Here is a 24,910-nt window from a genome sequence, read left to right as displayed (position 1 = left end):
TCATTTTGGGTCTGATTTGTTTTTGTTAATGATCAGACAGTACCTGATGAGCCTTTCTTTGTCAACTCTTGAGGTTGATGCGTTTCATTTTTGAATTGGCGCTTTTATCAATTTAAGATTTTTGCTTTATAGCGTTCATGGAGTCTTCCCGTTAATTCCATCTTAAATATTGTGTTCCAAAAGCGAACACCTTTATTATTGAGTACAAATTATAACATTGGCAAATAATCTCCCTGTCCTCTGTGTCTCTGTGGTTAATTACCCTCGATAATCTCCGTACCTCAATCCAACTTGAAAATGCTATAATAAAAGTAACCTATTATCACTAAGGAAACTTTAATCATGACTAACTTAAACAATCATTCAACCTCTAACACATCCGAAGAGCCTGAGTTATCAATGGAAGAACTCGATGCTAAATGGGATGCACTAGAAAATGATCCAGAATTTCGCAAAAAACCTTTTTGGCAAAGAATTGTTGAGATTGGTAACGTTGTTCCCCAATCAGAATGGCGAAAACACTTACCTACAGACTTTGCGCGTAACGCGGAACATTATATGTACGGCGCACCGAGAGAAGATGAGGAAAAATAACAAACACAGAACTAACGTCAATTCAAAGTTAGAATATATGTAGTAAACTAATCCCACTAAATGATTATGAATCCCCCAAACAATCCCACTCGCACAGAAGAAATTCCGACAATAGAGGAACTTCCGACAATAGCTGAATTACAAGCAAAATTCGCTCAACTTCAAGCTGATCCCGAATTCCGCAAAAAACCTTTTTGGCAAAGAATTGCAGAAATTGGCGCACTTGTTCCCCAGTCAGAATGGCGAAAACACTTACCTACAGACTTTGCGCGTAATTTTGAACACTATATGTACGGCGCACCAAGAGAAGATGAGGAAGAATGAGAAAAATTTTCTTAGATACATCCTAATTTGCAAGCACTCGCTGATTATAGAGACAATCTCCATGAACTTGCCACACTAATGACAGTAAGACTAGGAAAATTTACAGGAATTACTAGCGAAATGATTTTGACAGAATTACTTAACGCATTGTCAGGAAGAGGAGATTATCTACGCCAATCTGCTATTAACTTAACCAACGATTTGAAAAACGATTCTAGTATAGAAATCATTCCCCAAACCAGTGAACAATTTCAGCAGGCTTTTGATTTTTACCAAAGACGATTAGATAAAGGATACAGTTTAACTGATTGTGCTTCAATGCAGATTATGAGACAACTGGAAATCGATGAAATATTAACCTTTGATAAGCATTTTCAGCAAGAAGGATTTGGCGCATTACTCAGAGAATAGTCACTAAACTTTACTTCACTTCAATTTTTTCCTCGCTTCATATAACCATTGCTCCTCCTCTGTGTTAATTTCCCTCCCTTCGGCTAATTTAAGACATTTACGCCAATTTTCCTGAGATAATTTCTTGTCTTCTTTTTCTAAAAGTTGAGCATAAATACAAAAAGCAGCACCGGGATTGCGGATAAATTTCTGATAAGCTGGATTTTCAGCGATACCAATAGCAACTAAAAGATTAGGAACTGTATCTTCACTGCGATTTTGCTTAAATCTGGCCCAGCCTAGATTTTTATAAATACTATATTTTTGTACTGCTAAATTGCGTTTCTCCTCTTCAGTAAATTGGTCTAGTTTTTCATCTTTTTCTGCTAATAATCTCTTAGCTTTTTCCAGTAACTCTACCGCTTCTGCATTCTTATTATCGCGCAGATACCAATAAGCGAGATTATTATAAGCATCTATAAAACCACCTTTTGCCGCAATTAAATAGTGTTTTTTCCCATTAGTCAAATCCTGTAACTCTTCATAAAGTGTTGCCAACTTATAATGAGCATCTAAATTATCTGGATCTAACTCAATCGCTTTTAAATACTTCTCTTCGGCTGAAGCTAAATTAGGAAATTCTTGACTTGCTGGCGGAGGAGATTGTAAATGGCTTCCTTCTTGCTTATAAAGCTCAGAAAACCAAGAGAAATTTAGATAAATTCCCAAGAGAATAGCAAAGACTATTACTGTTACAGAAAACTGTATTTCTTCATACCAATGTTCAGCAATCCCAAGCAATTTCATTAACTTAACAAAACCCTTCTGGCGCGTCCGTGTGAGAGCATTTTCAGTTTGTAATAAAGAAATGAAAGTCGAAAAAATAACACCTCCTATTTCTAGCAAACCTGAACCACCACTAAGAAACCGAGTAGCAATCGTTCCGATTAATGTAAAATTAACCCCTAATAAAACCAGTTTAACGATTCTCAATAGCCAATCAAAGCGATTGCAAGGATGCAGAGATTCCCTACTTTCTAAATGCCACCACCAAGCTTGAGCAGACATAGGTAAAGTCTCCCGATATTCAGCTAAGTCAAGAACTTGAGTAATTTTGTAACTTTTCTGTTTTAATCTATTATCTTGTTCGATTAATTTTGACGACATATCAACGGAAATTTCCGCCTCAGCTTCCATTTGTTTATGAAGAGCATCTCTGGCGGCAATAATTTCTAAAGCCTGTGCTTTTTTCAGAGATTTATTATGAGAAGTATCTAAATAATTTAGAGCATTCTGGTAACGCTCTAAAGCAACTTGAAAGGGTGTCGGCACAGGTGCAGGAGAATTCATATTATACAATCCTAAAAGTTTAGTTTCTTTCACTGTTTGAGGGTAAAAAATACCTCGGCAAAACTGGCTGCTGATACTAAATCCTGTTTAAAAAGTATAGGAAAGTGGGAAGATGGGGCAAAAAACCAAAGAAATTAGGAACTATATGTCCCTAATTCCTGTAGTATATGCCATTGTATCTAACGGGCTTGGAGAGACTCGAACTCCCGACCTTGTGGTCCGTAGCCACACGCTCTAATCCACTAAGCTACAAGCCCTTGTTTTTCTCAACAGTAAACTACTATAGCACAGGTTCATTCAATGACGCAAGAGGGTAAAGAAAAATTATCTCATCTCGACAGCCAAGGACAGGCCCAGATGGTGGATGTATCGGAGAAAATGCCCACTAAACGCACTGCTATCGCCCTAGGACAAGTGAGAATGCTAAAAACGACTTTTGAAGCCATAGAACAGGGAAATGCGCCTAAAGGTGACGTTTTAGGGACGGCCAGACTAGCGGGAATTATGGCGGCCAAACAAACTTCCTCCTTAATTCCCCTTTGCCATCCCTTACCCCTGCAAAAAATCAATGTTCAGATTATCCCGAAAGCAGAGTTACCCGGTTACGAAATTCGCGCAGAAGTGGTGACAAAATCGGAAACTGGGGTAGAAATGGAAGCTTTAACGGCGGTATCTGTGGCAGCCTTGACTTTATACGATATGGCTAAAGCGTTAGAAAAATCAATTCTGATTGAGAATATCCGTTTGCTGAGTAAAACAGGAGGGAAATCAGATTATCATCAGGATACCCTGTTGCCATGAAAACCCGGGTGCATCTCACATTTGCAGAAATACCGACAATCAGCAATTATCAGTGACTCTTAAATTATTACAGATGGGTCAGCGGCTGCGTGTAAGCATCCCACCGAAAAACTAATGCGCGGGGGTTTTGGGGGGTAGAACCCCCCAAAGGCTTGGATTGAGTGGTAAAATCGGAAGTAATGACCGATTTTAGCCGAGAGTGTCCCCGTAAAAATCCCAACTTGGTAGATTGACAAAAATGAGATGCAGCCTAAAAAACCTAAGTAACCCCTTCTAACTTTTCATCGGTCAATTGATATAATTCCTGTAATTTCTCTAATTTGTCGGGGTCTGCTTGCCAAAAACCGCGACCCTGTGCTTCTAACATTCTACCGACAATATTACGGAAAGCTTCGGGATTAGCTTGACGCAATTTTTCCGCCATTTCTGTATCAAAAGCGTAGGTATCGGCTGCCTGATCATACACCCAATCGTCACTAAAATTAGCCGTACCGCCCCAACCAATTAAAGCGGTCATTCTTTGGGAGATTTCGTAGGCCCCACCGGAACCTTGATTAACCATGGCATTGGCCCATTTAGGATTGAGTAATTTACTGCGGTATTCTAAGCGCAAAACCTCCTCTAATTTGCGGGGAGTTGTATCATTGGAAAAACTCTCAACAAAACTCGTCATCACCCGTTTACCGCTTTGTTTTTCTGCGGCTAATTTTAATCCTCCCGTGTTGCCGTAGTATTCCTGAATATCGGTTAAACCGTATTCTACCGAGTCAATTTCTTGGATAATACTTTCACTGGTTTTTAATAACTGTTGTAGCACTTCTGGCCGCGCTTGTCCCTTATCTTGACGACCATAACTAAAAACATTACGCTTTTCCCAAGTTTTCGCTAATTCGTTTTCATTATCCCAATTTCCCTCCACTACTTGGTCATTAACTAAAGAGCCAAAATCCCCAGCAGGATTGGAAAATAAACGAGCGCTCGCATTGTCAATTCCTTGACTTTTTAAGGCTAAATAGTGCTTACGGATATAATTATCATTTTCCGATTCTTCTATCTCAGCTACCCGCTGCATTAAATCATCCAATAACTCGATAATATTGATAAAAGTATCCCGAAAAATTCCCGATAAATTAGCCAGAATATCGATGCGCGGGTGTCCAATTTCCCCTAAAGGTTTTAATTCATACCTGACAATTCTTCCTGTCCCCTCTTTGACTGGTTCCGCACCGACTAATTCTAAGAGAATACCCAGGGATTCACCCTTAGTTTTAATCACATCTAATCCCCAGAGTAAAACTGCTACAGTTTCGGGATATTTTCCTTTTTCGGTTAAGTTTTGTTCTAGGAGTTTTTTGGCGATTTCTCGTCCGCGCGTGTAGGCTGCGGGGGAAGGCATTCGGTAGGGATCCAAAGCGTGTATATTGCGTCCTGTGGGTAAAACTCCCGCACCATCCCGGAGTAAATCACCCCCCGGTGCCGGTGGTACATATTCCCCATTTAATCCCCGCAAAAGATTAGTTAATTCTTCGCTATTTTGTCCTAATAAATTTTTAATAGCAATGCCTTCTTTAAGCTTTTCATTGGTTGCTTCGTCAGCGATAATTTGCTGAAATTCTCGCTCAGATAAATCGGTGAAATAAGCGTCAAGATAACCTTTTAATTCTTCCTGATTGGGAGCAGTTCCTAGGGTGTGTAAACCCGAAGAAAATAGTCTTTGTTCGACGATTTGCAGGTAATTATACACCTTGACAAAATAATCGGTTAGTGCATAGCGGCTAAATAATTTGGCATTTTCTAAAGTGAATTCTATTCCCTGTTTTTCTGCTTCCAGAAAAGGACAATCTTTAGCGATACCTGTATCAATAATCTTTTGGAGAATACTATCTCTTAAAGCGTAATTTTTCTCAGGATTTTCTCGAAACTCGGCAATCAAATCTCGTAAAATCATCAATTCTTTATATAATCCTGCTCGTCCGTAGGGAGGCACATTATGGGAAATTAACACCCCATAACCGCGACGTTTAGCTAGGATAGATTCCGAGGGATTATTAGCGGCATAAATATATAAATTCGGTAAATCTCCTAATAAAATATCTGACCAAGAATAACCAGTATTTCCTAGGGGTGAACCGGGCAGCCATTCGACAGTTCCGTGCATACCAAAATGAACGAGCGCATCGGTCTTAAAATCTTTTTGTAACCACTGATAAAAGGCTGCATACTGAGGGTGAGGAGTTAAATCTTTTTCAAACATTAACCGCATCGGATCCCCAGCAATTCCTAAAGGTGGTTGCACTCCAATCCAGATATTACCTAACTCAATTCCCCCTAAATGATACTGGTCGCCAATAGTTTTTATCCCCGCATCTTTAAGGGATTTCCAGTGTTTTTCGATGCGAGAAGTTAATAGATAACCTAGCCAATTTTCTAAAGTTTCTATCGATAAACGATTTTGTTTAGAGAGATTTTCATCATCGGCAAATTTGACTTTTTGAATAATTTCTTCCCCGTCTTCGGGAATCGTTCCCAGATTATAACCCTGCGCTTGTAAAGCTTGTAAAAACTTAACTAAACTCCGGGGAACATTTAATAAAGCTGCCGTACCAACTGCCCCATAACCTGGGGGAAATCCATAGAGAATGATGGCTATTTTGCGTTCTTGCGGAGGGGTTTTATGTAACTTAATCCAACTATGCAAACGTCCAGTTAAACGCTGTAATCTTTCGGGGATTAAATAGATAGTTTCCCCCACTAATCCCCCCAGAGGAATTGTATCAATTGCCCCATCTAATTCCGGTAAAGCGTATAGAACCACACTCTGTAAACCACCGATTCCCTGTCTTGTCCAAGAATAAATATCTTGAATCAATAAAGGGGCAGCGATAAGATAAGGAATATTTTTAGCAGACAGAATTCGTTTAGCCACTTCTACCTGTCTTCCTGCTTCCATAGAACCCGCAGGACCTCCCACCAAAGGAAAGCCAATCGTCGAGACAATTGCATCTACTGTCACCGCATTTTCACTTAAAGAAGGAGTTTCAATGATTCCTTTTTTTCTTTGCTGAATTTCGTAGTCTGTGGTTAACCAATCCCGAACAATTGTATGGCCTTCCACTCCGTTAATAAACACGGGTAGGGGAATTAAATTAGCCGTTTCAAAATGACGGATTAATTGATTAATATAGGGTAGTTTACTGATAACGTGCTTCCGATAAAGCAGCAGTGCAACCACTGGTTTATCAAGAGATTTATTTTTTTTATACCAAGTTAAATATTCTTGGGGAGTGAGAAAATAACTCTGATAATCGGGGTGTAATAGTCCCTTATTGGGAGTTTCGATGACTTCGGGTATTTCCTGTACTTTTAATCCTAGATATTTTTGGGCAATTACCCAACACATAGCGGCAACATTTTCGGTTCCTCCCGCATTCCAATAACCGTAGATAATTAACCAATTACGCAAATCTTGAACTTTTTTAGCGGGAATAAATTTCAGCAGTTTCGGACCAGTTTTGAGGAAACTGAGATAAGCAGCTAACTTATCTTCTTCCTTGCCACTGGAAAATTTACTCAAGATAAATTGAATTGGTTTTGGCATTCCTTTTGGTTTATCCCCGATGGCAAATTCTCCCAAACGGGTTAAACTCATTAACTCTAAAGCAGACTCAAAAACTAAGCGAATCGGAATCTCTGCCGCTCGTTGCCGCAGCCAAGTAACTTGATCGTAATCGAAGATCAAACTAGCAAAAAAAACGTCGGCATTGGCTAAAGCTTGCTCGACTATTTCCGGTTCGCTAGTCAAGGATTTATCGCTGAATACTTTTACTTCTAAATCGGGACATTTAGAACTAGCCAACAGGCCCGATTGCCGATATAAATTGGTGTTAAAGGTTTCAAAGCCAACAATTAAAACAATACTTTTCATAAGAATTTATTTTCTGATAAATCAGGGTGCGTTATTTTGCCTTAACACACCCCCTGAAATGATCATAACAACAAATTAATAATAACTGCCAGATTTGCGATGATGGATGGCGGTTAAACCCTGGTGTAAAACCCTGCCTTTTTCTGCGATCGCATAAAGCAGCCAATGATCACCGCACTCCATTCGTTGTTCCACCCGACATTCCAGATAAGCGAGCGCTTCGGCCAAAATCGGCCCACCGTTCTCAGCTTTAGTGGTTTCGATATTAGCGAAACGATCTTCTCCGGGGGAAAAAGGTTTAAGAAAATGCTTCATTAAAGCTATATGTTGTCCTTCTTGCAGGATATTAAGGACAAAATGGATATAAAGTGGGTAGAGTCGATGGGAGGTATTATCAGCAATTCTCATTTTAAGGTTTCATGACATTAAAGCCCTTGCACCTAGAGGGGTTAATAATTCTTAACGAATCTCTAGATCGCTGAAACAACGCAAAATCGTTTCAAAATGAGAATTGCTGCCATCCTTATGAGAAACGCTGTAAGCTGTAATAATTAAGAGACATCTTAAAAAAAGTCAGAAACCCTTCTGTTCCCTGTTCCGGAGTTCCCTTGTCTCTAAAGTTAACTTTATTTTTAACTAGGTACTTAGAATGAAAAATGAAATATTAAATCTAGAATTTTCTCCCGATGTTCTTGCCGCTTTAAAAATAGGAATTGATGAACTCGGTCAAGAAATTAAACTTCTGGCCGCTATTTATTATTTTCAAGAAAAGCGACTTTCTTTAGGAAAAGCGGCGGAATTAGCGAGAATTAATCGCCTAGAATTTATGGATATTTTGTCTAAAAAAGGGATTGTATTGTTTGATTATGACGAATCGGCGTTAGCGGTTGAATTAAAGGGAATAGAAAAACTGGAGCCTGATGATTGTAAGTAACGCTACTCCCCTCATCGCTTTTGCGCGAATTGGTCAACTCGGTCTTTTACAAGAAATAGTTAAAAGCATCATTATTCCTAAGGCGGTAGCTCTTGAAATCAGCACTTACGATCAAGAGAAAACTGGCTCGATCGATCTATTACGAGAACAGTGGATTTCTGTCCGAGAAATCGCCTCTCAACAGCAGGTTTCCTTACTATTACCGACTCTGGATCGAGGAGAATCAGAAGTCATCGTCCTTGCACTAGAACAAAAAGCCTCTTTAGTGCTTATCGATGAATTAGCTGCTCGTCAGGTGTGTAAATCTCTCAATATTCCAATTACAGGTTCGATCGGTATTTTAATTAAAGCAAAACAGTTGGGAAAGATCGCTGCAGTCAAACCTTACATAGAAACGATGCAACAACAAGGCATATACTACAGCCAGAAATTTATTGATCTTGTTTTACAAACAGTAGCAGAAGGATAGGGGAGAGTATTGTTCACTTTCGGGATCAGCCGAAACCCTTGTTTTTTGCGATCCCTTGCCCGTCACCATGAGTTAATAATAACTGCCAGATTTGCGATGATGGATGGCGGTTAAACCCTGGTGTAAAACCTTACCTTTTTCTGCGATCGCATAAAGCAGCCAATGATCACCGCACTCCATTCGTTGTTCCACCCGACATTCCAGATAAGCGAGCGCTTCGGCCAGAATCGGCGCACCGTTCTCAGCTTTAGTGGTTTCGATATTAGCGAAACGATCTTCTCCGGGGGAAAAAGGTTTAAGAAAATGCTTCATTAAAGCTAAATGTTGACCTTCTTGGAGGATATTAAGGACAAAAGGCGTACCACTATAAAGCAGAGACTCTATCGCTCGTTCTTTCGCCACGGCAATAGTCAATCCGGGGGGGGTGAACGTCGCTTGCGACACCCAAGAGGCTAACATGGCGCCGCGCAATTCCCCCAATTCGCAGGTGACGATACAGAGAGAACCCACCAAACGGCCCAGAGCCTGCGATCGCCGATCGCTTTGGGATTGGTTAACATTAGTTTTCGGTTGTCTGCTTTTGCGAGCTTTTTTGACTGCTTGAGCGAAATCGGTTCCTGCTTCCTCACAGGTCTTTAAAATTGCCTCCGTGGGTTTAAATTTAACCCGAATTGGCTCAAAACCGAAGCGATAACCGCCATCCCGGAATTTACCTTCTAAAAGATCGACCGCTTCCCCACTCCAACCGTAGGAGCCAAAAACTCCCACCAGCTTGCTTTTATCGCCATTTGCTAGGGTAATCCCCAAGGCGGTTTGGATGGGAGTCGGTGCGTGTCCTCCCAAAGTGGGGGAACCAAAGATAAAACCGACACTTTTTTCGATCGCCGTTTTGATCTCGTCCGGTTCAGCGAACTCGGCATTAATCGCCGTGACTGCTACTCCCGCTTTCGTGATCCCCATGGCGATCGCTTGAGCGAGGGTGGTGGTGTTGCCGTAGGCACTGGCATAAATCAGGGCGATTGTCAACTCTTGATACTTTTGTACTGCCAACCATTGTTGATAGGAAAGGGTCAATTCGTGCATCGCGTAACGCACCAGAGGGCCGTGACCAACAGCATAAAATAAGGGCGATTTAGCGGCTAATTTCTCCAAAGCGTTGCTAATTTGGCTGGCATAGGGAGCCATGAGACAATCAAAATAATAACGCCGATCTTCGTTATAAACGCTCCAACCCTCATCAAAAATTTGGTCGCCACAAACGTGCGCTCCGAATAATTTATCGGTGTAGAGAATATCGGTTTTACTGTCGTAGGTACAGAGTTGATCGGGAAATCTGGGGTTAGGAGTGGGGATAAATTCTAATTGATGGTTTGCCCCTAAATTTAATATTTCTTCCCCCTTGACAACCAACAGATTTAATGCTTCGGTTTCGAGAATTTTTTTCAGGGAAATTGCCCCCGGATTGGAACAAACAAAAGTGACTTGAGGCGCGATTTCTAAAAGTGCCTTGAGGGTGACGGCACGATTGGGGTTAACGTGACCGAGGATAATATAATCAATAGTTTTCGAATCGATTCTTTTAGTTAAAGCCTCTAAAAATATAGCCGAGAATGATTCCCCCGGTGGATCAAAAAGAGCGACTTTTTCACCTTTAATCAGATAACTATTGGCGGTAGTTCCCTTTTGTAATCCATATTCGATCTCGAATTTTAACCGGTCCCAAGTGCGGGAACGAAAGACAAAAGTATCGACGGCAATAGGTGCTACTTGTACATCTCTCGGTTTGACAATTGCATTATTCATAATCTTAGTTACCAGTTATCAGTTAAGTAGTCAATTAGTTAAGCGGCAACTTGAGGCTGTGATCATTTTTTACTAGGCAAGTTTGGCATCAAAGTCAACACTTGATTTTTGACTAAATACAGCCTTTTATCGCTGGGGACGAGTGGGGAAATTTATAGGTTATCTTACCAGCCGGAAGGACATCAATATCTACAGTACACTATCTCTGGGAAGAAACCTAGCTTCTAGCAATTGGCTCGCGGGTAACGATACTCCTCTGGGGGGATTTGCCAGTCTATTGAGAAATTCTAAAGGGAACGTGATCCCCAGAAGCGAGGTGCTAGTCTGAGGGAAACCCTGCTATCTCCCTATCAGGCAAAGTTTTTATGAGCTATCAGCACTCGTCTTTTGACTGCACTAGCGCCAATTTTGAGAAAGCCGCTTTGAGTCATTTTCGCACTCTTGTGGCTTTTTTACCGGACAATTGCCGTATTTACCGGCAAACTTGGGAATTTTCTACGGTTCTCTGTCTCGATTTTCTAGCCTGTTTGCAGGGACTAGCAATCACTCGTCAAAATTTCGCCCATCTAGTTAATGTGACACAAGAACTGGGTTTAGGTCAAGCAATTATTTTGAAAGTAGGCAATAAAATCGTTGAGTGGCATCGTTTAACAGTCTAGAAAAAAATCGGCTCTCTGTGTTCTTTGTGTCTCTGTGGTTTATCTTTAACGCTGCTGACATAACCTAATAAAAAGGTAGATTGTCGGCTATTCTAGAACTGTTTAAGTTGAGAAAAAGCTCCGATAATTTGACCAAGGCTAATACCACCATCATTAGTGGGAACTGTTTGCTGCCAGTAGGGTTGAAATCCCGAAGCTTGTAAGCGATTAATTGTTCTTTCCGTCAGATAACGATTTTGAAAACAGCCTCCCGTCAGGAGAATTTTTTCTCTGCCTATTTTCTGAGCAATTTCTACAATAATCTCACTTAAACTATTATGAAATTTAGCGGCAATTATGCCGATTTGTACTTGTTTTTCTAAATCTTCAACAACTCCTAAAATTATCTGATTCCAATCAATAACTATGGGGGAGTCGGAGGATAAAGAAAAATGATAATACTCTTCCGTTTTAATGCCATCAAGGGCAAATTCTAACTGCATTGCTGCCTGTCCCTCAAAACTTAATTGATAACATAAACCTAGAATCGCCGCCACACCATCAAACAAACGCCCGACACTAGAAGTTAAAGGACAATTAATTTTTTTTGTTAACATTTGCCTAAAAATCGACCATTCCTGTTCACTAAAAGCTGATTTTATCCTATCAGTATTTTCCATAACTTCTAGTAATCCTAAAGCCACTCGTCTGGGTTCTTTAACCGCTTTTTCTCCTCCGGGTAATGGCCAGGGTTTAAAATGGGCGACTCGCTGCCAAGAATCGGCAGCAATATGGATAAATTCTCCCCCCCAAATTGTGCCGTCTAAACCGTATCCTGTTCCATCCCAAGCAACCCCTAAAACTGGAGGTTGTAGCTGATGTTCTGCCATGCAGGATAAAACGTGAGCGTAATGGTGTTGAATGGGAATAACGGGCAAATTTAAGCTATAAGCGTACTTGGTTGCTAGATATTCAGGATGAGCATCACAGGCAATAACTTCGGGTGCAAACTCGTATAATTTTTTTAAACTATCGAGGATATTTTCAAAATGATTAACAGCATTAACTGTATCTAAATCGCCGATATGTTGACTAATAAAAACTTGATTTTTTTGGTAGATAGCCACGGTATTTTTAAAATAACTTCCCACGGCCAGAATCGGGGGGAAATCTCCCTCATTAACTTTAACGGGAAAGGGAGCATATCCCCGCGCTCGCCGCAAAATCATCGCTTTTCCCGCCATTTCCCTGATAATAGAGTCATCCACTGGTCGAACTATGGGACGATTATGAACTAGAAATAAATCGGCGATTTTTCCTAATTTTTCTAAAGCTTCTTTTTCGTCAATACAGATAGGTTCATCGGCTAGATTACCACTGGTTGCTACAATAGGAAAGCCTAATTCTGCTAATAAAAGATGATGTAGGGGAGTATAGGGTAACATGACTCCTAGGTAGGGATTACCCGGAGAAACGGCAGCAGAAAGATAATTTTTTCGCTGTTTAATCAGGACAATTGCCGCAGCAGGAGACTGTAATAATTGCGATTCTAAAGAAGATACATAACCATGCTTTTTCACTAACTCAAGATTAGGATACATCACGGCAAAAGGCTTATCCAGTCGCTGTTTACGTTGTCGCAATTTTTGCACTGCTTCCGTATTTCTTGCATCGACAACTAGGTGAAATCCTCCTAATCCTTTGATCGCTATAATTTTTCCCTGTTGAATTGCTCTAGCAGTGGCTATTAAAGCCTGATCTTTTTCCGCTAATACAGAGCCTTGACTGTCTAAAAGACTAATTTTGGGTCCGCAACTAGGACAGGCATTCGGTTGGGCATGAAAACGGCGATCCAGAGGGTTTTCGTATTCCCTTTGACATTCGGGACACTGATTAAAACCCCTCATAGTTGTGGCACTGCGATCATAGGGTAAACTCTCGATAATACTGTAGCGAGGACCGCAGTTAGTGCAGTTAGTAAAAGGATAGCGATAACGACGATTATTCGGGTCAAAAATATCGGCTAAACAATCGGGACAAGTGGCTAAATCGGGCAGAACAATTGTATTTTTTTCACCGCCGCTGCTATGACGTATGCTAAAGTTTTGATAACCGACAGGATTTAACCATTGAGTCTCAATATTTTCAATTAGCGATCGAGGTGGTTTTTCTAAAGATAATCGATTCAAAAAAGTTTCTAGTTTGTCTCGATTGCCCTCAACTTCAATAAAAACTCCCGCTGCTGTATTATTCACCCAACCAGTTAGGTTTAATTCCGTTGCTAATCGATAAACAAAAGGACGAAAACCGACCCCTTGTACTGCTCCGCGCACAATTAAAGCTAATCGCTGATCGGATTGAATGCTCTGATTATTCATAAATAATTTAACGGGGAAATTATCAAATCTATCCCTGATTACTTTTCCCGTTATACTAAACTTTCACTAATCACTCGACAGCATTCTTCCACACTGGTCCTTTTTTCCATAGCTATCACTAAAGCTTGATAGGCAGTCTGTTGTTTTTCTAAAAGAGTTTTTGCCTGTAATAAACTCCAGCGCTCTTTTTGGGCATAATTATTCTCAGGAACCCCCGCTAATTTTAAGGCCGATTGCAGATAAAATCGATCGCTTTCTCCCCCCTCCGCTTTACCATAAACTAAGGTTTCGGCAGCAATTCCCGCCATCCACACCGTAGAAATTCGCTCTAAAAAAGCAGGAAAATCGGTAAAGTTCTTGACTTTTTGCTCTAAATCTGCTAGGTCAAATTGAACGCCGCCGACTCCCTCCTGGCCTTGACGAAAGGCTTCCCAAGCGGTCAAACTATAACTGGCGATCGGAATGCCTAAAATATAAGCGGTGAGAAAATGTCCGGCTTCGTGGTGAATAACTCTTTGACGGTGTTTACTAGGAGAAAGAGCATCCAGTAGTAAAGTCACGCCTCGGTTATTAAAGGTGAGAGTATCGACGGTAACTAATCCCAAGAGGCTAAAAGTAGCCAAAGCAGGGACAAAAGGCGAAATAGACAGCAAAGGAGTGACAAATACGGAAAGAGTGATCGAAAAAACGGTAATCGCGATCAGATTTAAAGCTGTCTGTTCCATAAAAATTAATAAAAATATACAAATGCTTAATACTATGTTACATGGCCTAGTTTTATTTTCCCCGAATCAACCAACCAATTACCCCACCCACAAAAGCAGTCACAATCGATATACCGATCTGTTTCCAGTTTTTTACCTCCCCAATTTTTTCGGCTAAATCGGGAATTTTTCCCACGGATGCCTCGATGAGTTTCACTCTTTCATTTAAACCGGTGATTTTTGCGTCTAAAGTCCTGATTTCTCCCTTAATTTCCGTCTGTCCTATCTCTAAGACCTGAATTTCTCTTTTGATCTCTCCGACACTATTCTCGATCGCTTTTTGTCCACTCTCCAAAGAGGTTAAACGAGTTTCGATCGCTTTTTGTCCATTCTCCAGAGAGGTTAAACGAGTTTCGATCGCTTTTTGTCCACTCTCCAGAGAGGTTAAACGAGTTTCGATTGCTTTTTGTCCATTGATAATCAGATTTTCTAACCTTTTTAGGTCATTTTCCGTAAAAGCCGTCATCAGCTAAACTCCTAATAGATTAATTTTTTCTCGTCTTGAGATTAAATCGATTGTTGACTAACTTAATTATGGAGTCAAAATCAAGCTGTTCCCCATTGATGGTTCTAGGTTCGACACAGCAATAGGGATTTAGGGTGATAGGGAAATTTCCGCTAAATCCCCCATCTCCCCACTTCCCTTTACCATAAATAAATATTATTGTTTTCCACTATGGATAACTTTTATTGATGAATATCGATCGCACTATCCAAGAGGCAATAGGGATTTAGGGTGATAGGGAAATTTCCGCTAAATCCCCACTTCCCTTTAACATAAATAAATATTATTGTTTTCCTGTATGGATAACTTTTCTTGATGAATATTGATCGCACTATCCAACTAGCTCATCAATTAGCGGACGCGTCTGGAGAGATTATCCGGCGCTATTTTCGGCAGCCTCATCTAGAAACCGAAACAAAACTCGATCAAGTTTCCTCAATAGTAACAATCGCCGATCAAGAAGCTGAGGAGGCGATGGTGGCGATTATTCGGCGAGAATTGCCTGAAGATGGGGTTATTAGGGAAGAAGGAGCCAATATTCCTTCCCAAAGTGGTCGTTATTGGGTATTGGATCCGATCGATGGCACATCCTCTTTTGTCAAAGGATTACCGATTTTTGGGACTTTAATCGGCCTAGTGGCAGAAAATCAACCGATTTTAGGAATTGTCGATCAACCGATTTTAGGCGATCGCTGGTTAGGAGTGAAGGGAAAAGCCAGTCTTTATAATAACCAGATGATTGTTAATCCCTATCGTCAGGATCGGGAACTTGTCTTAAAAAATGCCTGTTTAGCCTCCACCACTCCCTTAATGTTTATCACAGAACGACAACAAGCGATCGCTCGTCAGCTGCAAACCGTCTGCAAACGTACCGCTTTTGGGGGTGATTGTTATAACTATATGATGTTAGCCACTGGCTGCACTGCCATGCCGATGGTAATCCTAGAATCAGACCTGAAATACTACGATTTTTGTGCTTTAATCCCGATTATTGAAGGTGCGGGCGGAATAATTAGCGATTGGTCTGGTAATCCCCTACAAGCTGATTCTAGCGAAGTTTTAGCCGTCTCTAATTCGGGTTTATGGCGGCAGGTTTTAGAACAAATCAGCAGAGTGGGTTAGTGCCAATACTAAGATAATTAAGGCTGGCTGAATAAATCTAAAAACCTTGTTGGGTAAGACTTTTAGACTTTTTGTCAATCAAAAAGTCCCAGTTATGGGAGTGATCGTGGGAAAATTACGGGACTTTTTCTCTGAAAATTAGGTAATTGACCAGATGGGAATCAGTAAAAACCTACACCCCACACCCCACACCCCACACCCCACACCCTGTCCCCACAAAAAACTTTTTCAGCAGACCCTAATTAATCAACAGCTAACCCACCCCTGCGACAATTAAACGGTGGCTAATTGAGGTTGGGGACGTTTGCTGTTACGGATACCTTCGATCGCTGCTGCGTAATCAGGGGCATTAAATACCGCCGAACCTGCTACGATCGCATTAGCACCCGCTTCGAGAACTTGCCAAGTATTAGCCGGTTTTAAGCCGCCATCCACTTCAATCCAGGGATCCAAGCCTTTTTCATCGCAGATTTGACGTAATTGACGGATTTTGGGGACAACTTCCGGGATAAAACTCTGGCCACCAAAACCGGGGTTAACGCTCATAATTAGGACTAAATCGCATAAATGCAGCACATATTCGATTAAATCTAAGGGAGTGGAGGGATTTAACACCACACCCGCTTGTTTACCGAGTTCGCGAATTTGGCAAAGAGTACGATGGAGGTGGGGAGAAGCATTATGTTCAGCGTGAACAGAAATAATGTCAGCACCCGCTTTCGCAAAGTCAGCCACATATTTTTCTGGTTCCACGATCATTAAATGCACATCTAAAGGTTTTTTCGTATAGGGACGAATAGCGGAGACAATCAGGGGTCCAATGGTGATATTCGGGACAAAACGACCATCCATCACATCAACGTGAATCCAATCGGCTCCTGCCTTATCCACAGCCTCGATATCGGCTCCTAATTTACTAAAATCCGCCGATAGGATCGAGGGAGAGACAACGATCGACTTCGAGCTTCCGTTTTGGGTCATGGCTAACTATAGAATTTCGTGTTTATATTTTCGTAACAATCTTATCAGCAATCAGTGATCAGTGATCAGTGATCAGTTATCAGTTATCAGTTATCAGTTATCAGTTATCAGTTATCAGTTCACTGAGAAAACACCCTACACCCTACACCCCACACCCCACACCCTACACCCTACACCCCACACCCCACACCCTACACCCCACACCCCGCACCCCACACCCCACACCCCTCCGCATCCGGCATAGAAGCATAGGTTTATGTAATTGTCAATATAGATTTACGAACTTTTTTGTCGAAACTGGATCATAAACTTTAAAAATAGGCATGATGGGAATAGTTGGGATCGAGGGGGCGGAAAGACGGATAAACTGGTGGTTCTGTAGTTATATATACTTAGCTATCTCAGAAATTTACGCTACCCTAGATTTTGGGTTCTTTACATTTTGTTACTTACCATCCGTAAGAAAACTTAGTTCACGTACCCTATTTTCTCAGAAAAGAATCTTAAAAAAGTGTTAAGGTTTTATACTTGAGGAGTGTTATCAGGAGGAAAATTGTGTTTAAACGACTTGCAGAACAGCATCGCCAACTGGTCAAAGACTTAGTCATGGATTTACAGGCTTTAGCGATCGCCTTAGAAAATCAAGGTTATCTAGCATCTTGCTACACCTGTGGCGGTCAAATGAATAGCGCATCTTTTATGGTGGGATTGGGGGAAACCCATCTAATTCGGTTTCTCGTGTCCGATTACGGCATCACCTGGACAGAAATGCGCGATGATCGAGAGTTAATGAAACTCGAAGGCGCGGAAGCCATCAGCCAACTACAGGAATTAGCCAATCTGATTAAATATCAAATTCCGCCGGCGGAATTTATTGACAAAAAACCCTCCTCCGTGCTGCAACGGTTAGAGACGGTTTAACTGGAGATGTGACCTAAACTTGTATGTTTAGGGAGCTTTTTTCCCTAAGCTTTCAGCCAACTGTTAGCTAGATAAGCCATTCGTTTCATCTCTTTTCGTCCCCGGGAGACGGAATCGAGGATCATGCCAGAGGTCAAACCTAAAAAGGCTAAAAGCATGATCGAGGCCGATAAAATAGCGGTGGGAAAACGTGGCACTAAGCCGGTTTCGAGGTATTCAAACAGGACGGGAATCGCTAAGAGGAGGGAAATAACCGCCAAAATCAGCGAGACAAGGCTAAAAAAGAGAAAAGGACGAATTTCTTTAAAAAGTAGGATAGCGGTTCCCAATACCCGCCAGCCATCTTGAAAGGTTTTTAACTTACTTTGGGAACCTTCGGGACGTTCCCCGTAGAGGGTTGGTTCTTCAGCGAAGGGAATTTTTAATTCTAAAGTGTGGATAGTTAACTCGGTTTCAATCTCGAAACCATTGGACAAAGCGGGAAAAGATTTGACGAAACGACGAGAAAAGATGCGATAACCGGAGAGCATATCGATTAAACGCGCTCCAAACAGAAATTTAACGAATCCTGTTAAAAATAGATTACCGGCGCGATGACCCCGGCGATAAGCCTGGGAGGATTTTACCGCTTCCCGACGCGCACCGACCACCATATCCAATTGTTCCCGCAGCATTCGTTCAATTAAGCGTCGTACTGCCGCAATTTCGTAGGTATCATCACCATCGATGAGAACATAGATATCCGCTTCGATATCGGCAAACATCCGCCGGACAACATTGCCTTTTCCCGGTTGGGTTTCCTGACGCACGATCGCCCCCGCTTTCAGGGCCTCGGTCACGGTATCATCGCTAGAGCGGTTGTTATAAACATAAATTGCCGCTTCTGGCAGAAAAGTTTGGAATTGGGAGACAACTTTAGCAATCGTTAGTTCTTCGTTGTGACAGGGAATAATCGCAGCGATACGGTAGTTTTGCAAGGAAATCGGCGGAATAGCGGTCATTTCGATCATAGCTGAGGACAACGTTTAATGATGGTTAGGGGGGTGTCTTGGCGTTGGACGGCGTGAACAATGGGACAATGGGGGAAAGCTTGGAAATAATCGTATCGGGATAAACCCATGTAATAATCGGGTTCGGGAGCTTTTCCCCAAGCAAAGTCATCTCGATAGATTATCGTAAAGTTTCGTTGGTGATTCTCTACCATTTCCGCCGCAAATATCGGACCGGCAACCACAATGGTAGAGTTAGCGGCGGCATTTTGATTAAGCCATTCCATCCCCTCCTTGAGACTTAATCCCCAGTAATCGGTTTCCTGTTGACCTTGGACCGCTTTTAAGCCTCCGTAGGCGCGATTATAGTAGGTGTATTCGTAGGGATGCAGGCTAATCATGTCATAGACAATGACGCTAAAGTTGAGGATTAGCAGGGTCGTTAGAAAGATTTTTATTGACTTTCGCTTGAGTTTATGATATGTCCAAATAATGGCCGTAGATGCGATCGCTGCTAGGGCGGGAATGACAAATAAAAAGTGACGGATGCCGTCGTAGAGGGTAGATTGACGCAGGATAGCAAAGGTGGGCAGTAAAAACGCTTGCAGTAGGGTGATTATGGCGCAAGCACGCTGGCTTGGCGTTAATTTGGTCATTTTTGTCAAAATCCCCATTACACCCAATAGGACGGCGATTTGCAGGAGGACGGGGGTGGTGAGGGAAAATAGCCGGGGTAGATAGTACCAAGGCAAGGAACGACCGGGGATATTTTGACCGTCAAAGAGAACCGTATTATCCCAGATGTTATACTTCGACATGAGGGTTATCGCTTCGATAAACCAAGTAATCGGGTTTCTCCAAGCAGCAGGATAGACTATATAGGTGGTTATTGCCCAAAAAAGTATAATAACTGCGTATAGGGGCAGAAAACGCCAGAGAGTTTTGAGGATTGTTTTTAAATTCCATCGGGCCACCAGATGGGCGAAGATGAGATAAAAGAGGATAAAAAAGCCACCGATGCGAATTCCGGTGATTAAACCAGCGAGAATCCCGTAGAGGCAAGAATAAACGGTTAAACGGTTAAATCCTAGTTTAATAGTCTGATTTTCGGACTGAAAATATTTATCTAGTAATACGGAACCAGCGAAGGTTCCGAGGGTGAACATGGCTGCAAAGGGGATATCTTTGGGATTAAAGAAGCTATGACCCCAAAAAGCGGGAAATAGGGCTAAAATTAGCACCCCTAACCAAGCAGATTCGATTCCTGCTAAGATAGCGACGATTCCCACCACCGATAGATAGGCAATCAGGGAAAAAAGAAAGGTGACGACGTGCTTAACCCGGGTTATTTGCCAGATCCTCGATAGCCATTTATCCTTATCAGTGGGATTGGGAGGAAGATTGGGGGTAGCGGGGAAAAATTTTTCTTTGCTCTCGTAGATGAGCTGGGAGATGTAGTTAAAATAAAAGCCGTAATGACGGGACATTTCTGATATGGGCTTGTTTTCTCGGATATATTCGAGATTATGATTGACCATATCCACTTCGATCGGTTCGTCCCAAGTGATACCATAGTTTCCGACTACCGATAAACCAATTATCGCCAGAACTAGGATGACCGATAGAATTTTTAGATAAGCTTGCTTGACCGAGATTAACCCTTTTCTGGACTTCATGGGCGATCGAGTCAGTATGGTGGGCAATTTTATCACCTTAGTATATCAAAATTTGGTCAACTCGCCTAAGGACGTTTTTGGGAGTTAAAAGTTTCCGTTTGTATTTGTTAGCCAAACATGGTATATCAAGTAAAAAGCTATCAGCTAAAAGTCCGACTCGTCCCAGAGCTACTAATTAGTCTAATGGCACAAAAACGGGTTAGTTTTCTCGTCAAATTCACCAGAATTATTGATTAAGTTATGACATTATTAAAACGGTTCAACCTGACTCATCCCCTCCTCTGGGCAGTAGTTTATTTTATCGGACTAGGGATTTTATCAGTTATCTTAGGTCAAGATGTTAGCTGGGATTTACGGAATTATCATTTTTATAATCCCTATATGTTATTAACGGGACGTTTTAAGTATGATGTCCTCCCAGCACAGATACAAACTTTCTTTAATCCTTTGATGGATGTTCCTTTTTTTGTTGCTATCTATTACCTAAAACTACCTCCGGTGGTGGTTGGGTTTTTCTTGGGAGGATTTCACGGTTTAAATCAGTGGTTAGTTCATTTAATCACTTATCACTCCTTTGATAAGGTTTGCGAAAGATACAAGATAACTTTAAGCATAGCGGCAGCGATTACCAGTATTTTTGGCGCAGCCTATATTTCCGAATTAGGAACCAGTATCGGAGATAGTACCAGCAGTGTTTTTGTTTTGGCAGGATTATTTTTGATTATCGCTTGTCTTGGTCGTAATCAACCAGTTAAGCTTAAAACGATAATTTTCGCAGGATTGCTTTTAGGACTAGCAACGGGACTAAAATTGACCACGGCACTGTATAGTATCAGTTTAATCGTGGCGATTAGTTTTTTAACCAATACCATCAAAGAAAAGCTGCGTAATCTTCTGACTTTAATTCTCTCTATGGCTGTGGGTTTTTCCCTGACGATGGGTTATTGGATAATCCTGATGTGGACTAATTTTGCTAATCCCCTTTTTCCCTTTTTCAACAAAATTTTTCAATCTCCCTACATCGAAACAGATTTTAACCTGCAAGATACCCGGTTTTTACCGAAAGATGTTTGGCAATTTTTATTTTATCCCTTTTATTTTGTGCAGGAACAAACCCTAGTGGCTGAGGTAAAATTTAAAGAGACTCGTTTTGCCATTGCCTATCTTTTAATTGTCATTCTTCTGGGAGTGATTATTTATCAGTACACCTCTCGCCGTTCTCTAGAGCAAAAAAATAATTTAGTCCATGTACCCATTCTCGGATTTCTATTACCTTTTTATTGTAGTGCCTATCTGATCTGGTTAAAGGGTTTTTCTATCTATCGTTACTTGATAGTTTTAGAGTTAATTACACCAGTTTTAATTATCCTGATCATTGCCTATCTTTATCCTCATAAAAGGACAGTTTTTATAATCTCAATCGCTATTTTTGCCTTAATTGCCGCTACAGTCAAACCCTTAGACTGGTGGAGAATGGGATGGTCAGATAATTACTTTGGTATCGATAGTCAAGCATTAAAACCCTACGAAAATTCCACGATTGTTATGTGGGGAGATGAAGGAACGGGTTATCTAGTTCCCCATTTTCCCGCTTCGACTCGTTTTGTGCGATTGCGAGGAAATATGGGAGTTAGTGAGGGAACTTTAATGCGAAAAAATGCTGAAAAGTTTATCGCAGAAACCCCCGTGGGTAATCTCTATATTCTGATGACTGACTTTAATAGCAAATCTCCAGAGCTAGGGAAGGATTTAGCTAAAGAAAATCTAGAGATTGACTTCCAAAATTGTCAACCCTTTTCCAGTAAAATTGAAAAGTATAATCTCTGTCCTCTCCAAAAAGAGTAATTAGTACGGAAAAGCTATTCTCTAACCATTATTAATTGCCAGTGACTCCTACCTTTTATCTGTAATGATTTATCTATTGACGGTTAACTACAATTGCGGGGAATTAATTAAGCGTTTAATCGTTTCCCTCAACGATAACTTATCTGCTACTCTCATCATTATTAACAATTCCACTGAAGATAAAAATATCCAATCTTTAGCAGCGCAAAGAGTCAAGATTATTGAAGCGGGAGAAAATTTAGGATTTGGGAAAGGATGTAATCTAGGACTTGATTGGATTTATCAACAAGACAAAGAAGCTATCGTTTGGTTAGTTAATCCCGATGCTTACTTATTACCGGACTCTCTGGAGAAAGCAAGCAAATTTTTTCAGCAATATCCCGAAGTTGCCATCGCTGGTACAGAAATTTACGAACCGGATGGTAAAATCTGGTTTGGTTGGGGAAAATTTAATGCTAAAATCGGCACAATTAACGTGGTAGAGGAATCCTTAGACTATGGAAATAAACCCTATCTTATTCCTGACTGGGTGACGGGATGCAGTTTATTAATTAATTTCTCTAATTTTTCCACTTGTCCCCATTTTGATCCCGATTACTTTCTCTACTACGAAGACTTTGATTTTTCCCGAAGATACGCAAATCAAGGCTATTTAGTCGTTGTTACCAATCAGATTAAAATTATTCATGAACCATCTTCTATCACCCGACGCTATGGTTATCTAAGACTAACTCATAATATCTATGGTTATCTTCTCAGTCTCGAAAAACATACGACTTTAACTATCCTTGTTTATCGCTTGCTGCGGATGAGTTTTATGTCTTTACTGCTCCTTCCCATTAAACCCAAATTCTCCTTAGCCAAGCTGCAAGGAATTCAACTCTATTGTCAAAGAATAAACCTCTTACATAATTTTTTTATGGTATAATGCAGCGTTTTTCTTTTTTCTCGATTTTTAGATGGAAGTGGAAAAAAGAATAAAATGTGATCTTAGGTCAGGAAATCATCTATACTTTTGCTATGTTTATTAGCAAAAGTATGGATTATCAAAACTTACCAGATGAACAATTCAAAAAGACGGATGCTTTTACCATCGGGAAACTTCCGTTTAAAAGGAAAAAAAGCTCTACTAAATCAAGCAGAGATACCGGTCGTAACGGTAATGGATGTAACGGAAACTCCCAGGGAACGCCACCAAAAGAAACAGAAAGATTTTTTGGGTAGTAAAAGAGGTTATCATACTTTAAAATCCCAATTAGTAGCTGATAAAAATACTGAACAGAAACGAGAAGATCCGCTATTTCTTTAAATGGTTTATTTCCACAACAGTCCCTGACAAAATCTACTCTTGCTGTTAATACTTCCTCATCTCACTTTTGCTCTTTGCGCCTAAAAACTTCCTTGTCCACTTTCCCTCCTTGTCCTCCTTGTCTTCTCTTCACAGGTTTGTAAAATACCTACACCTGTGAGTTCCCCGCACCCTTCTCCCTTCTCTCCCAATACTATCGGGACGGGGAAGAATTTATCGGGGGTAAAGAAGGAGAAATTTCGCCACCTCGATCGAATATTTCCAGATTCCATTGACCGAAACGATTACTTTCAAAAGCAATAAAACGACCGTTACCACTAATCGTCGGATGACGCACTTCTCCTAAGATATTTTCGGTGAGATTTTTTGCTTGCAGAGTTTGTCGATCATAAATATATATATCGGGTTTACCGGACTGTTCCGACACATAAACAATATAACGACCATCGGCACTAATATCTGGCTGATCTTGATAGGTTTTTGCTTGATTTAACCCCGGTAGGGGAACTAAACGATTAGCCACTCGATCGAATAAATAAATCGTTCGTTGACCCCTGCGATCAGAGGCAAAAACCAGATAACGACCATCGTAGTTAAAACGGGGATTATCTTCTGAGGAAGGGGTATTTAAAGTATTTCCTAAAAGCTGTTGGGGAGGGGTGACAAAACCCGCATCACTACATCCCCCCAGACTGATGATATTAACCGCAAGCAAAAGTCGAAGAAGTTTAGGAAACCTGATCATCGGTCAGCGCCGGGGAAGGAAGGATACAACAATTAATATCATCAAGACAAACTTTACCCCAATGCAATGCCCAACGCACCAATTCCACCCGATTATCGGTTTTTGTTTTCGTCAAGATATTACTAATATGATTATCAACGGTACGCTTACTAATCTCCAGCTTTTCCGAGATTTCTTGATTAGTTAAACCATTAGCCACTAAATCGAGTATTTCTAGCTCTCGATCGGATAATGAAGCGGCTGTTTGAAACTTCCCAGCAGACATGAGTATAATTCCTCTCGTATATGTACTTATCATTCTAGAAGAATTTTTTCCCCTAGGAATCGATAATCAGTAATCAGTGATCAGTAAACAGTAATCAGTGAAAAGACAGCACTGTTACTGCCATTTGATCATGCACACTTAATATAGATGGTTTGCGGCAAAAAGCTTTTCCTGGGAGTGGG

The 24,910-nt window shown here is 41.0% G+C and carries 21 protein-coding genes, 1 tRNA gene and 3 pseudogenes; 12 read left to right on the top strand and 13 right to left on the bottom strand.

Going from position 1 to position 24,910, the window contains the following annotated elements; genetic code table 11:
- Positions 1 to 342: 342 nt before the first annotated feature.
- The 3 genes and pseudogenes from H6G40_RS14685 to H6G40_RS14675 all read left to right on the top strand — a co-directional run bounded on the left by H6G40_RS14685 (position 343) and on the right by H6G40_RS14675 (position 1,329).
- The gene (locus tag H6G40_RS14685; RefSeq protein WP_042790830.1) at positions 343 to 594 is read left to right on the top strand and encodes a hypothetical protein; all 252 of its coding nucleotides are present in this window, start codon (positions 343 to 345) and stop codon (positions 592 to 594) included.
- Between the two features lie 60 nt (positions 595 to 654).
- Positions 655 to 918, top strand: coding sequence for a hypothetical protein (locus tag H6G40_RS14680; RefSeq protein WP_002766985.1), 264 nt, complete (start codon positions 655 to 657; stop codon positions 916 to 918).
- Positions 915 to 1,329, top strand: a pseudogene (locus H6G40_RS14675) (type II toxin-antitoxin system VapC family toxin). The gene H6G40_RS14680 and the pseudogene H6G40_RS14675 overlap by 4 nt, the downstream one beginning before the upstream one ends.
- A gap of 15 nt (positions 1,330 to 1,344) precedes the next feature.
- On the opposite strand, the gene H6G40_RS14670 reads toward H6G40_RS14675, so the two are convergent.
- Both H6G40_RS14670 and H6G40_RS14665 read right to left on the bottom strand, forming a co-directional pair.
- Positions 1,345 to 2,658 (bottom strand): tetratricopeptide repeat protein, encoded by a 1,314-nt coding sequence (locus H6G40_RS14670; protein ID WP_002737966.1) that lies wholly within the window; start codon positions 2,656 to 2,658, stop codon positions 1,345 to 1,347.
- 183 nt (positions 2,659 to 2,841) lie between these two features.
- A tRNA-Arg gene (locus tag H6G40_RS14665) sits at positions 2,842 to 2,915 on the bottom strand.
- 43 nt (positions 2,916 to 2,958) lie between these two features.
- Between H6G40_RS14665 and moaC the strand changes: the two genes are divergently transcribed.
- Positions 2,959 to 3,459 carry a cyclic pyranopterin monophosphate synthase MoaC gene (gene moaC, locus H6G40_RS14660; protein WP_069474343.1) on the top strand — a complete coding sequence of 167 codons (501 nt, stop codon included), beginning with the start codon at positions 2,959 to 2,961 and terminating at the stop codon, positions 3,457 to 3,459.
- 259 nt (positions 3,460 to 3,718) lie between these two features.
- On the opposite strand, the gene bchH is transcribed toward moaC, so the two are convergent.
- Positions 3,719 to 7,384: a magnesium chelatase subunit H gene (gene bchH, locus H6G40_RS14655; RefSeq protein WP_069474342.1), complete on the bottom strand. Its 3,666-nt coding sequence runs from the start codon at positions 7,382 to 7,384 to the stop codon at positions 3,719 to 3,721.
- A 75-nt stretch (positions 7,385 to 7,459) separates the two neighbouring features.
- A pseudogene (locus tag H6G40_RS14650) lies at positions 7,460 to 7,741 on the bottom strand (flavin reductase family protein); the annotation flags it as partial.
- Between the two features lie 292 nt (positions 7,742 to 8,033).
- Between H6G40_RS14650 and H6G40_RS14645 the strand changes: the two are divergent.
- Together H6G40_RS14645 and H6G40_RS14640 are read left to right on the top strand one after the other, a co-directional pair.
- Positions 8,034 to 8,318: a UPF0175 family protein gene (locus H6G40_RS14645; RefSeq protein ID WP_002754799.1), complete on the top strand. Its 285-nt coding sequence runs from the start codon at positions 8,034 to 8,036 to the stop codon at positions 8,316 to 8,318.
- Positions 8,305 to 8,787, top strand: coding sequence for a PIN domain-containing protein (locus tag H6G40_RS14640; RefSeq protein ID WP_069474341.1), 483 nt, complete (start codon positions 8,305 to 8,307; stop codon positions 8,785 to 8,787). Before H6G40_RS14645 ends, H6G40_RS14640 begins: the two co-directional genes overlap by 14 nt.
- A gap of 72 nt (positions 8,788 to 8,859) precedes the next feature.
- Here H6G40_RS14640 and H6G40_RS14635 read toward each other — a convergent pair whose 3' ends face one another.
- Positions 8,860 to 10,590 carry a diflavin flavoprotein gene (locus tag H6G40_RS14635; RefSeq protein WP_069474340.1) on the bottom strand — a complete coding sequence of 577 codons (1,731 nt, stop codon included), beginning with the start codon at positions 10,588 to 10,590 and terminating at the stop codon, positions 8,860 to 8,862.
- A gap of 365 nt (positions 10,591 to 10,955) precedes the next feature.
- Here H6G40_RS14635 and H6G40_RS14630 point away from each other — a divergent pair, with 365 nt between their 5' ends.
- A complete protein-coding gene (locus H6G40_RS14630) occupies positions 10,956 to 11,249 on the top strand; it encodes a hypothetical protein (RefSeq protein ID WP_002754794.1) in 294 nt (97 codons plus the stop codon).
- Between the two features lie 92 nt (positions 11,250 to 11,341).
- On the opposite strand, the gene hypF is transcribed toward H6G40_RS14630, so the two are convergent.
- Genes hypF through H6G40_RS14615 form a run of 3 tightly spaced genes read right to left on the bottom strand, consistent with a single transcriptional unit; the run spans position 11,342 to position 14,836 of the window.
- Positions 11,342 to 13,606, bottom strand: coding sequence for a carbamoyltransferase HypF (gene hypF, locus H6G40_RS14625; RefSeq protein ID WP_069474339.1), 2,265 nt, complete (start codon positions 13,604 to 13,606; stop codon positions 11,342 to 11,344).
- Between the two features lie 50 nt (positions 13,607 to 13,656).
- Positions 13,657 to 14,331, bottom strand: a complete 675-nt coding sequence (locus tag H6G40_RS14620) for a hypothetical protein (RefSeq protein WP_002737425.1) — start codon at positions 14,329 to 14,331, stop codon at positions 13,657 to 13,659.
- A 52-nt stretch (positions 14,332 to 14,383) separates the two neighbouring features.
- On the bottom strand, positions 14,384 to 14,836 hold the full coding sequence (locus H6G40_RS14615; RefSeq protein ID WP_069474338.1) for a rhoptry family protein: 453 nt from the start codon (positions 14,834 to 14,836) through the stop codon (positions 14,384 to 14,386).
- 354 nt (positions 14,837 to 15,190) lie between these two features.
- Here H6G40_RS14615 and hisN point away from each other — a divergent pair, with 354 nt between their 5' ends.
- Complete coding sequence (hisN, locus tag H6G40_RS14610; protein WP_069474337.1) at positions 15,191 to 15,997, top strand: histidinol-phosphatase; 807 nt, start codon at positions 15,191 to 15,193, stop codon at positions 15,995 to 15,997.
- A 273-nt stretch (positions 15,998 to 16,270) separates the two neighbouring features.
- Here the strand turns inward: hisN and rpe are convergent, their stop codons facing one another.
- A complete protein-coding gene (rpe, locus tag H6G40_RS14605; protein WP_002736739.1) occupies positions 16,271 to 16,978 on the bottom strand; it encodes a ribulose-phosphate 3-epimerase in 708 nt (235 codons plus the stop codon).
- A gap of 555 nt (positions 16,979 to 17,533) precedes the next feature.
- Here rpe and H6G40_RS14600 point away from each other — a divergent pair.
- Positions 17,534 to 17,899, top strand: a complete 366-nt coding sequence (locus tag H6G40_RS14600; RefSeq protein WP_002737496.1) for a DUF1815 family protein — start codon at positions 17,534 to 17,536, stop codon at positions 17,897 to 17,899.
- A 44-nt stretch (positions 17,900 to 17,943) separates the two neighbouring features.
- On the opposite strand, the gene H6G40_RS14595 is transcribed toward H6G40_RS14600, so the two are convergent.
- Together H6G40_RS14595 and H6G40_RS14590 are read right to left on the bottom strand one after the other, a co-directional pair.
- The gene (locus H6G40_RS14595) at positions 17,944 to 18,909 is read right to left on the bottom strand and encodes a glycosyltransferase family 2 protein (RefSeq protein ID WP_002738077.1); all 966 of its coding nucleotides are present in this window, start codon (positions 18,907 to 18,909) and stop codon (positions 17,944 to 17,946) included.
- The gene (locus tag H6G40_RS14590) at positions 18,906 to 20,564 is read right to left on the bottom strand and encodes a hypothetical protein (RefSeq protein WP_042790834.1); all 1,659 of its coding nucleotides are present in this window, start codon (positions 20,562 to 20,564) and stop codon (positions 18,906 to 18,908) included. Before H6G40_RS14590 ends, H6G40_RS14595 begins: the two co-directional genes overlap by 4 nt.
- Before the next feature lie 240 nt (positions 20,565 to 20,804).
- Between H6G40_RS14590 and H6G40_RS14585 the strand changes: the two genes are divergently transcribed.
- From H6G40_RS14585 to H6G40_RS14575, 3 genes and pseudogenes are all read left to right on the top strand, one after another.
- Positions 20,805 to 22,409 carry a glycosyltransferase 87 family protein gene (locus H6G40_RS14585; RefSeq protein ID WP_002774344.1) on the top strand — a complete coding sequence of 535 codons (1,605 nt, stop codon included), beginning with the start codon at positions 20,805 to 20,807 and terminating at the stop codon, positions 22,407 to 22,409.
- A gap of 64 nt (positions 22,410 to 22,473) precedes the next feature.
- Positions 22,474 to 23,337, top strand: a complete 864-nt coding sequence (locus H6G40_RS14580; protein ID WP_002754777.1) for a glycosyltransferase — start codon at positions 22,474 to 22,476, stop codon at positions 23,335 to 23,337.
- A 138-nt stretch (positions 23,338 to 23,475) separates the two neighbouring features.
- A pseudogene (locus tag H6G40_RS14575) lies at positions 23,476 to 23,691 on the top strand (IS5/IS1182 family transposase); the annotation flags it as partial.
- A 220-nt stretch (positions 23,692 to 23,911) separates the two neighbouring features.
- Here H6G40_RS14575 and H6G40_RS14570 read toward each other — a convergent pair.
- Positions 23,912 to 24,463: a TolB family protein gene (locus H6G40_RS14570; RefSeq protein WP_002774341.1), complete on the bottom strand. Its 552-nt coding sequence runs from the start codon at positions 24,461 to 24,463 to the stop codon at positions 23,912 to 23,914.
- Positions 24,447 to 24,728 carry a photosynthetic electron transport-dependent transcriptional regulator PedR gene (gene pedR, locus H6G40_RS14565; RefSeq protein WP_002737431.1) on the bottom strand — a complete coding sequence of 94 codons (282 nt, stop codon included), beginning with the start codon at positions 24,726 to 24,728 and terminating at the stop codon, positions 24,447 to 24,449. The genes H6G40_RS14570 and pedR overlap by 17 nt, the downstream gene beginning before the upstream one ends.
- Positions 24,729 to 24,910 lie beyond the last annotated feature (182 nt).

The organism is Microcystis viridis FACHB-1342, from assembly GCF_014698335.1.
Classification (GTDB): Bacteria; Cyanobacteriota; Cyanobacteriia; order Cyanobacteriales; family Microcystaceae; genus Microcystis; species Microcystis ichthyoblabe_A.
Note: the sequence above shows the minus strand (reverse complement) of the source record. Positions and strands in the feature narration are given on the sequence as shown.

Bases quoted from the DNA above. Each gene is read 5' to 3' on its own strand.
- H6G40_RS14685 (WP_042790830.1), top strand. From the start codon at position 343: ATGACTAACTTAAACAATCATTCAACCTCTAACACATCCGAAGAGCCT.
- H6G40_RS14680 (WP_002766985.1), top strand. From the start codon at position 655: ATGATTATGAATCCCCCAAACAATCCCACTCGCACAGAAGAAATTCCG.
- H6G40_RS14670 (WP_002737966.1), bottom strand. From the start codon at position 2,658: ATGAATTCTCCTGCACCTGTGCCGACACCCTTTCAAGTTGCTTTAGAG.
- moaC (WP_069474343.1), top strand. From the start codon at position 2,959: ATGACGCAAGAGGGTAAAGAAAAATTATCTCATCTCGACAGCCAAGGA.
- bchH (WP_069474342.1), bottom strand. From the start codon at position 7,384: ATGAAAAGTATTGTTTTAATTGTTGGCTTTGAAACCTTTAACACCAAT.
- H6G40_RS14645 (WP_002754799.1), top strand. From the start codon at position 8,034: ATGAAAAATGAAATATTAAATCTAGAATTTTCTCCCGATGTTCTTGCC.
- H6G40_RS14640 (WP_069474341.1), top strand. From the start codon at position 8,305: ATGATTGTAAGTAACGCTACTCCCCTCATCGCTTTTGCGCGAATTGGT.
- H6G40_RS14635 (WP_069474340.1), bottom strand. From the start codon at position 10,590: ATGAATAATGCAATTGTCAAACCGAGAGATGTACAAGTAGCACCTATT.
- H6G40_RS14630 (WP_002754794.1), top strand. From the start codon at position 10,956: ATGAGCTATCAGCACTCGTCTTTTGACTGCACTAGCGCCAATTTTGAG.
- hypF (WP_069474339.1), bottom strand. From the start codon at position 13,606: ATGAATAATCAGAGCATTCAATCCGATCAGCGATTAGCTTTAATTGTG.
- H6G40_RS14620 (WP_002737425.1), bottom strand. From the start codon at position 14,331: ATGGAACAGACAGCTTTAAATCTGATCGCGATTACCGTTTTTTCGATC.
- H6G40_RS14615 (WP_069474338.1), bottom strand. From the start codon at position 14,836: ATGACGGCTTTTACGGAAAATGACCTAAAAAGGTTAGAAAATCTGATT.
- hisN (WP_069474337.1), top strand. From the start codon at position 15,191: ATGAATATTGATCGCACTATCCAACTAGCTCATCAATTAGCGGACGCG.
- rpe (WP_002736739.1), bottom strand. From the start codon at position 16,978: ATGACCCAAAACGGAAGCTCGAAGTCGATCGTTGTCTCTCCCTCGATC.
- H6G40_RS14595 (WP_002738077.1), bottom strand. From the start codon at position 18,909: ATGATCGAAATGACCGCTATTCCGCCGATTTCCTTGCAAAACTACCGT.
- H6G40_RS14590 (WP_042790834.1), bottom strand. From the start codon at position 20,564: ATGAAGTCCAGAAAAGGGTTAATCTCGGTCAAGCAAGCTTATCTAAAA.
- H6G40_RS14585 (WP_002774344.1), top strand. From the start codon at position 20,805: ATGACATTATTAAAACGGTTCAACCTGACTCATCCCCTCCTCTGGGCA.
- H6G40_RS14580 (WP_002754777.1), top strand. From the start codon at position 22,474: ATGATTTATCTATTGACGGTTAACTACAATTGCGGGGAATTAATTAAG.
- H6G40_RS14570 (WP_002774341.1), bottom strand. From the start codon at position 24,463: ATGATCAGGTTTCCTAAACTTCTTCGACTTTTGCTTGCGGTTAATATC.
- pedR (WP_002737431.1), bottom strand. From the start codon at position 24,728: ATGTCTGCTGGGAAGTTTCAAACAGCCGCTTCATTATCCGATCGAGAG.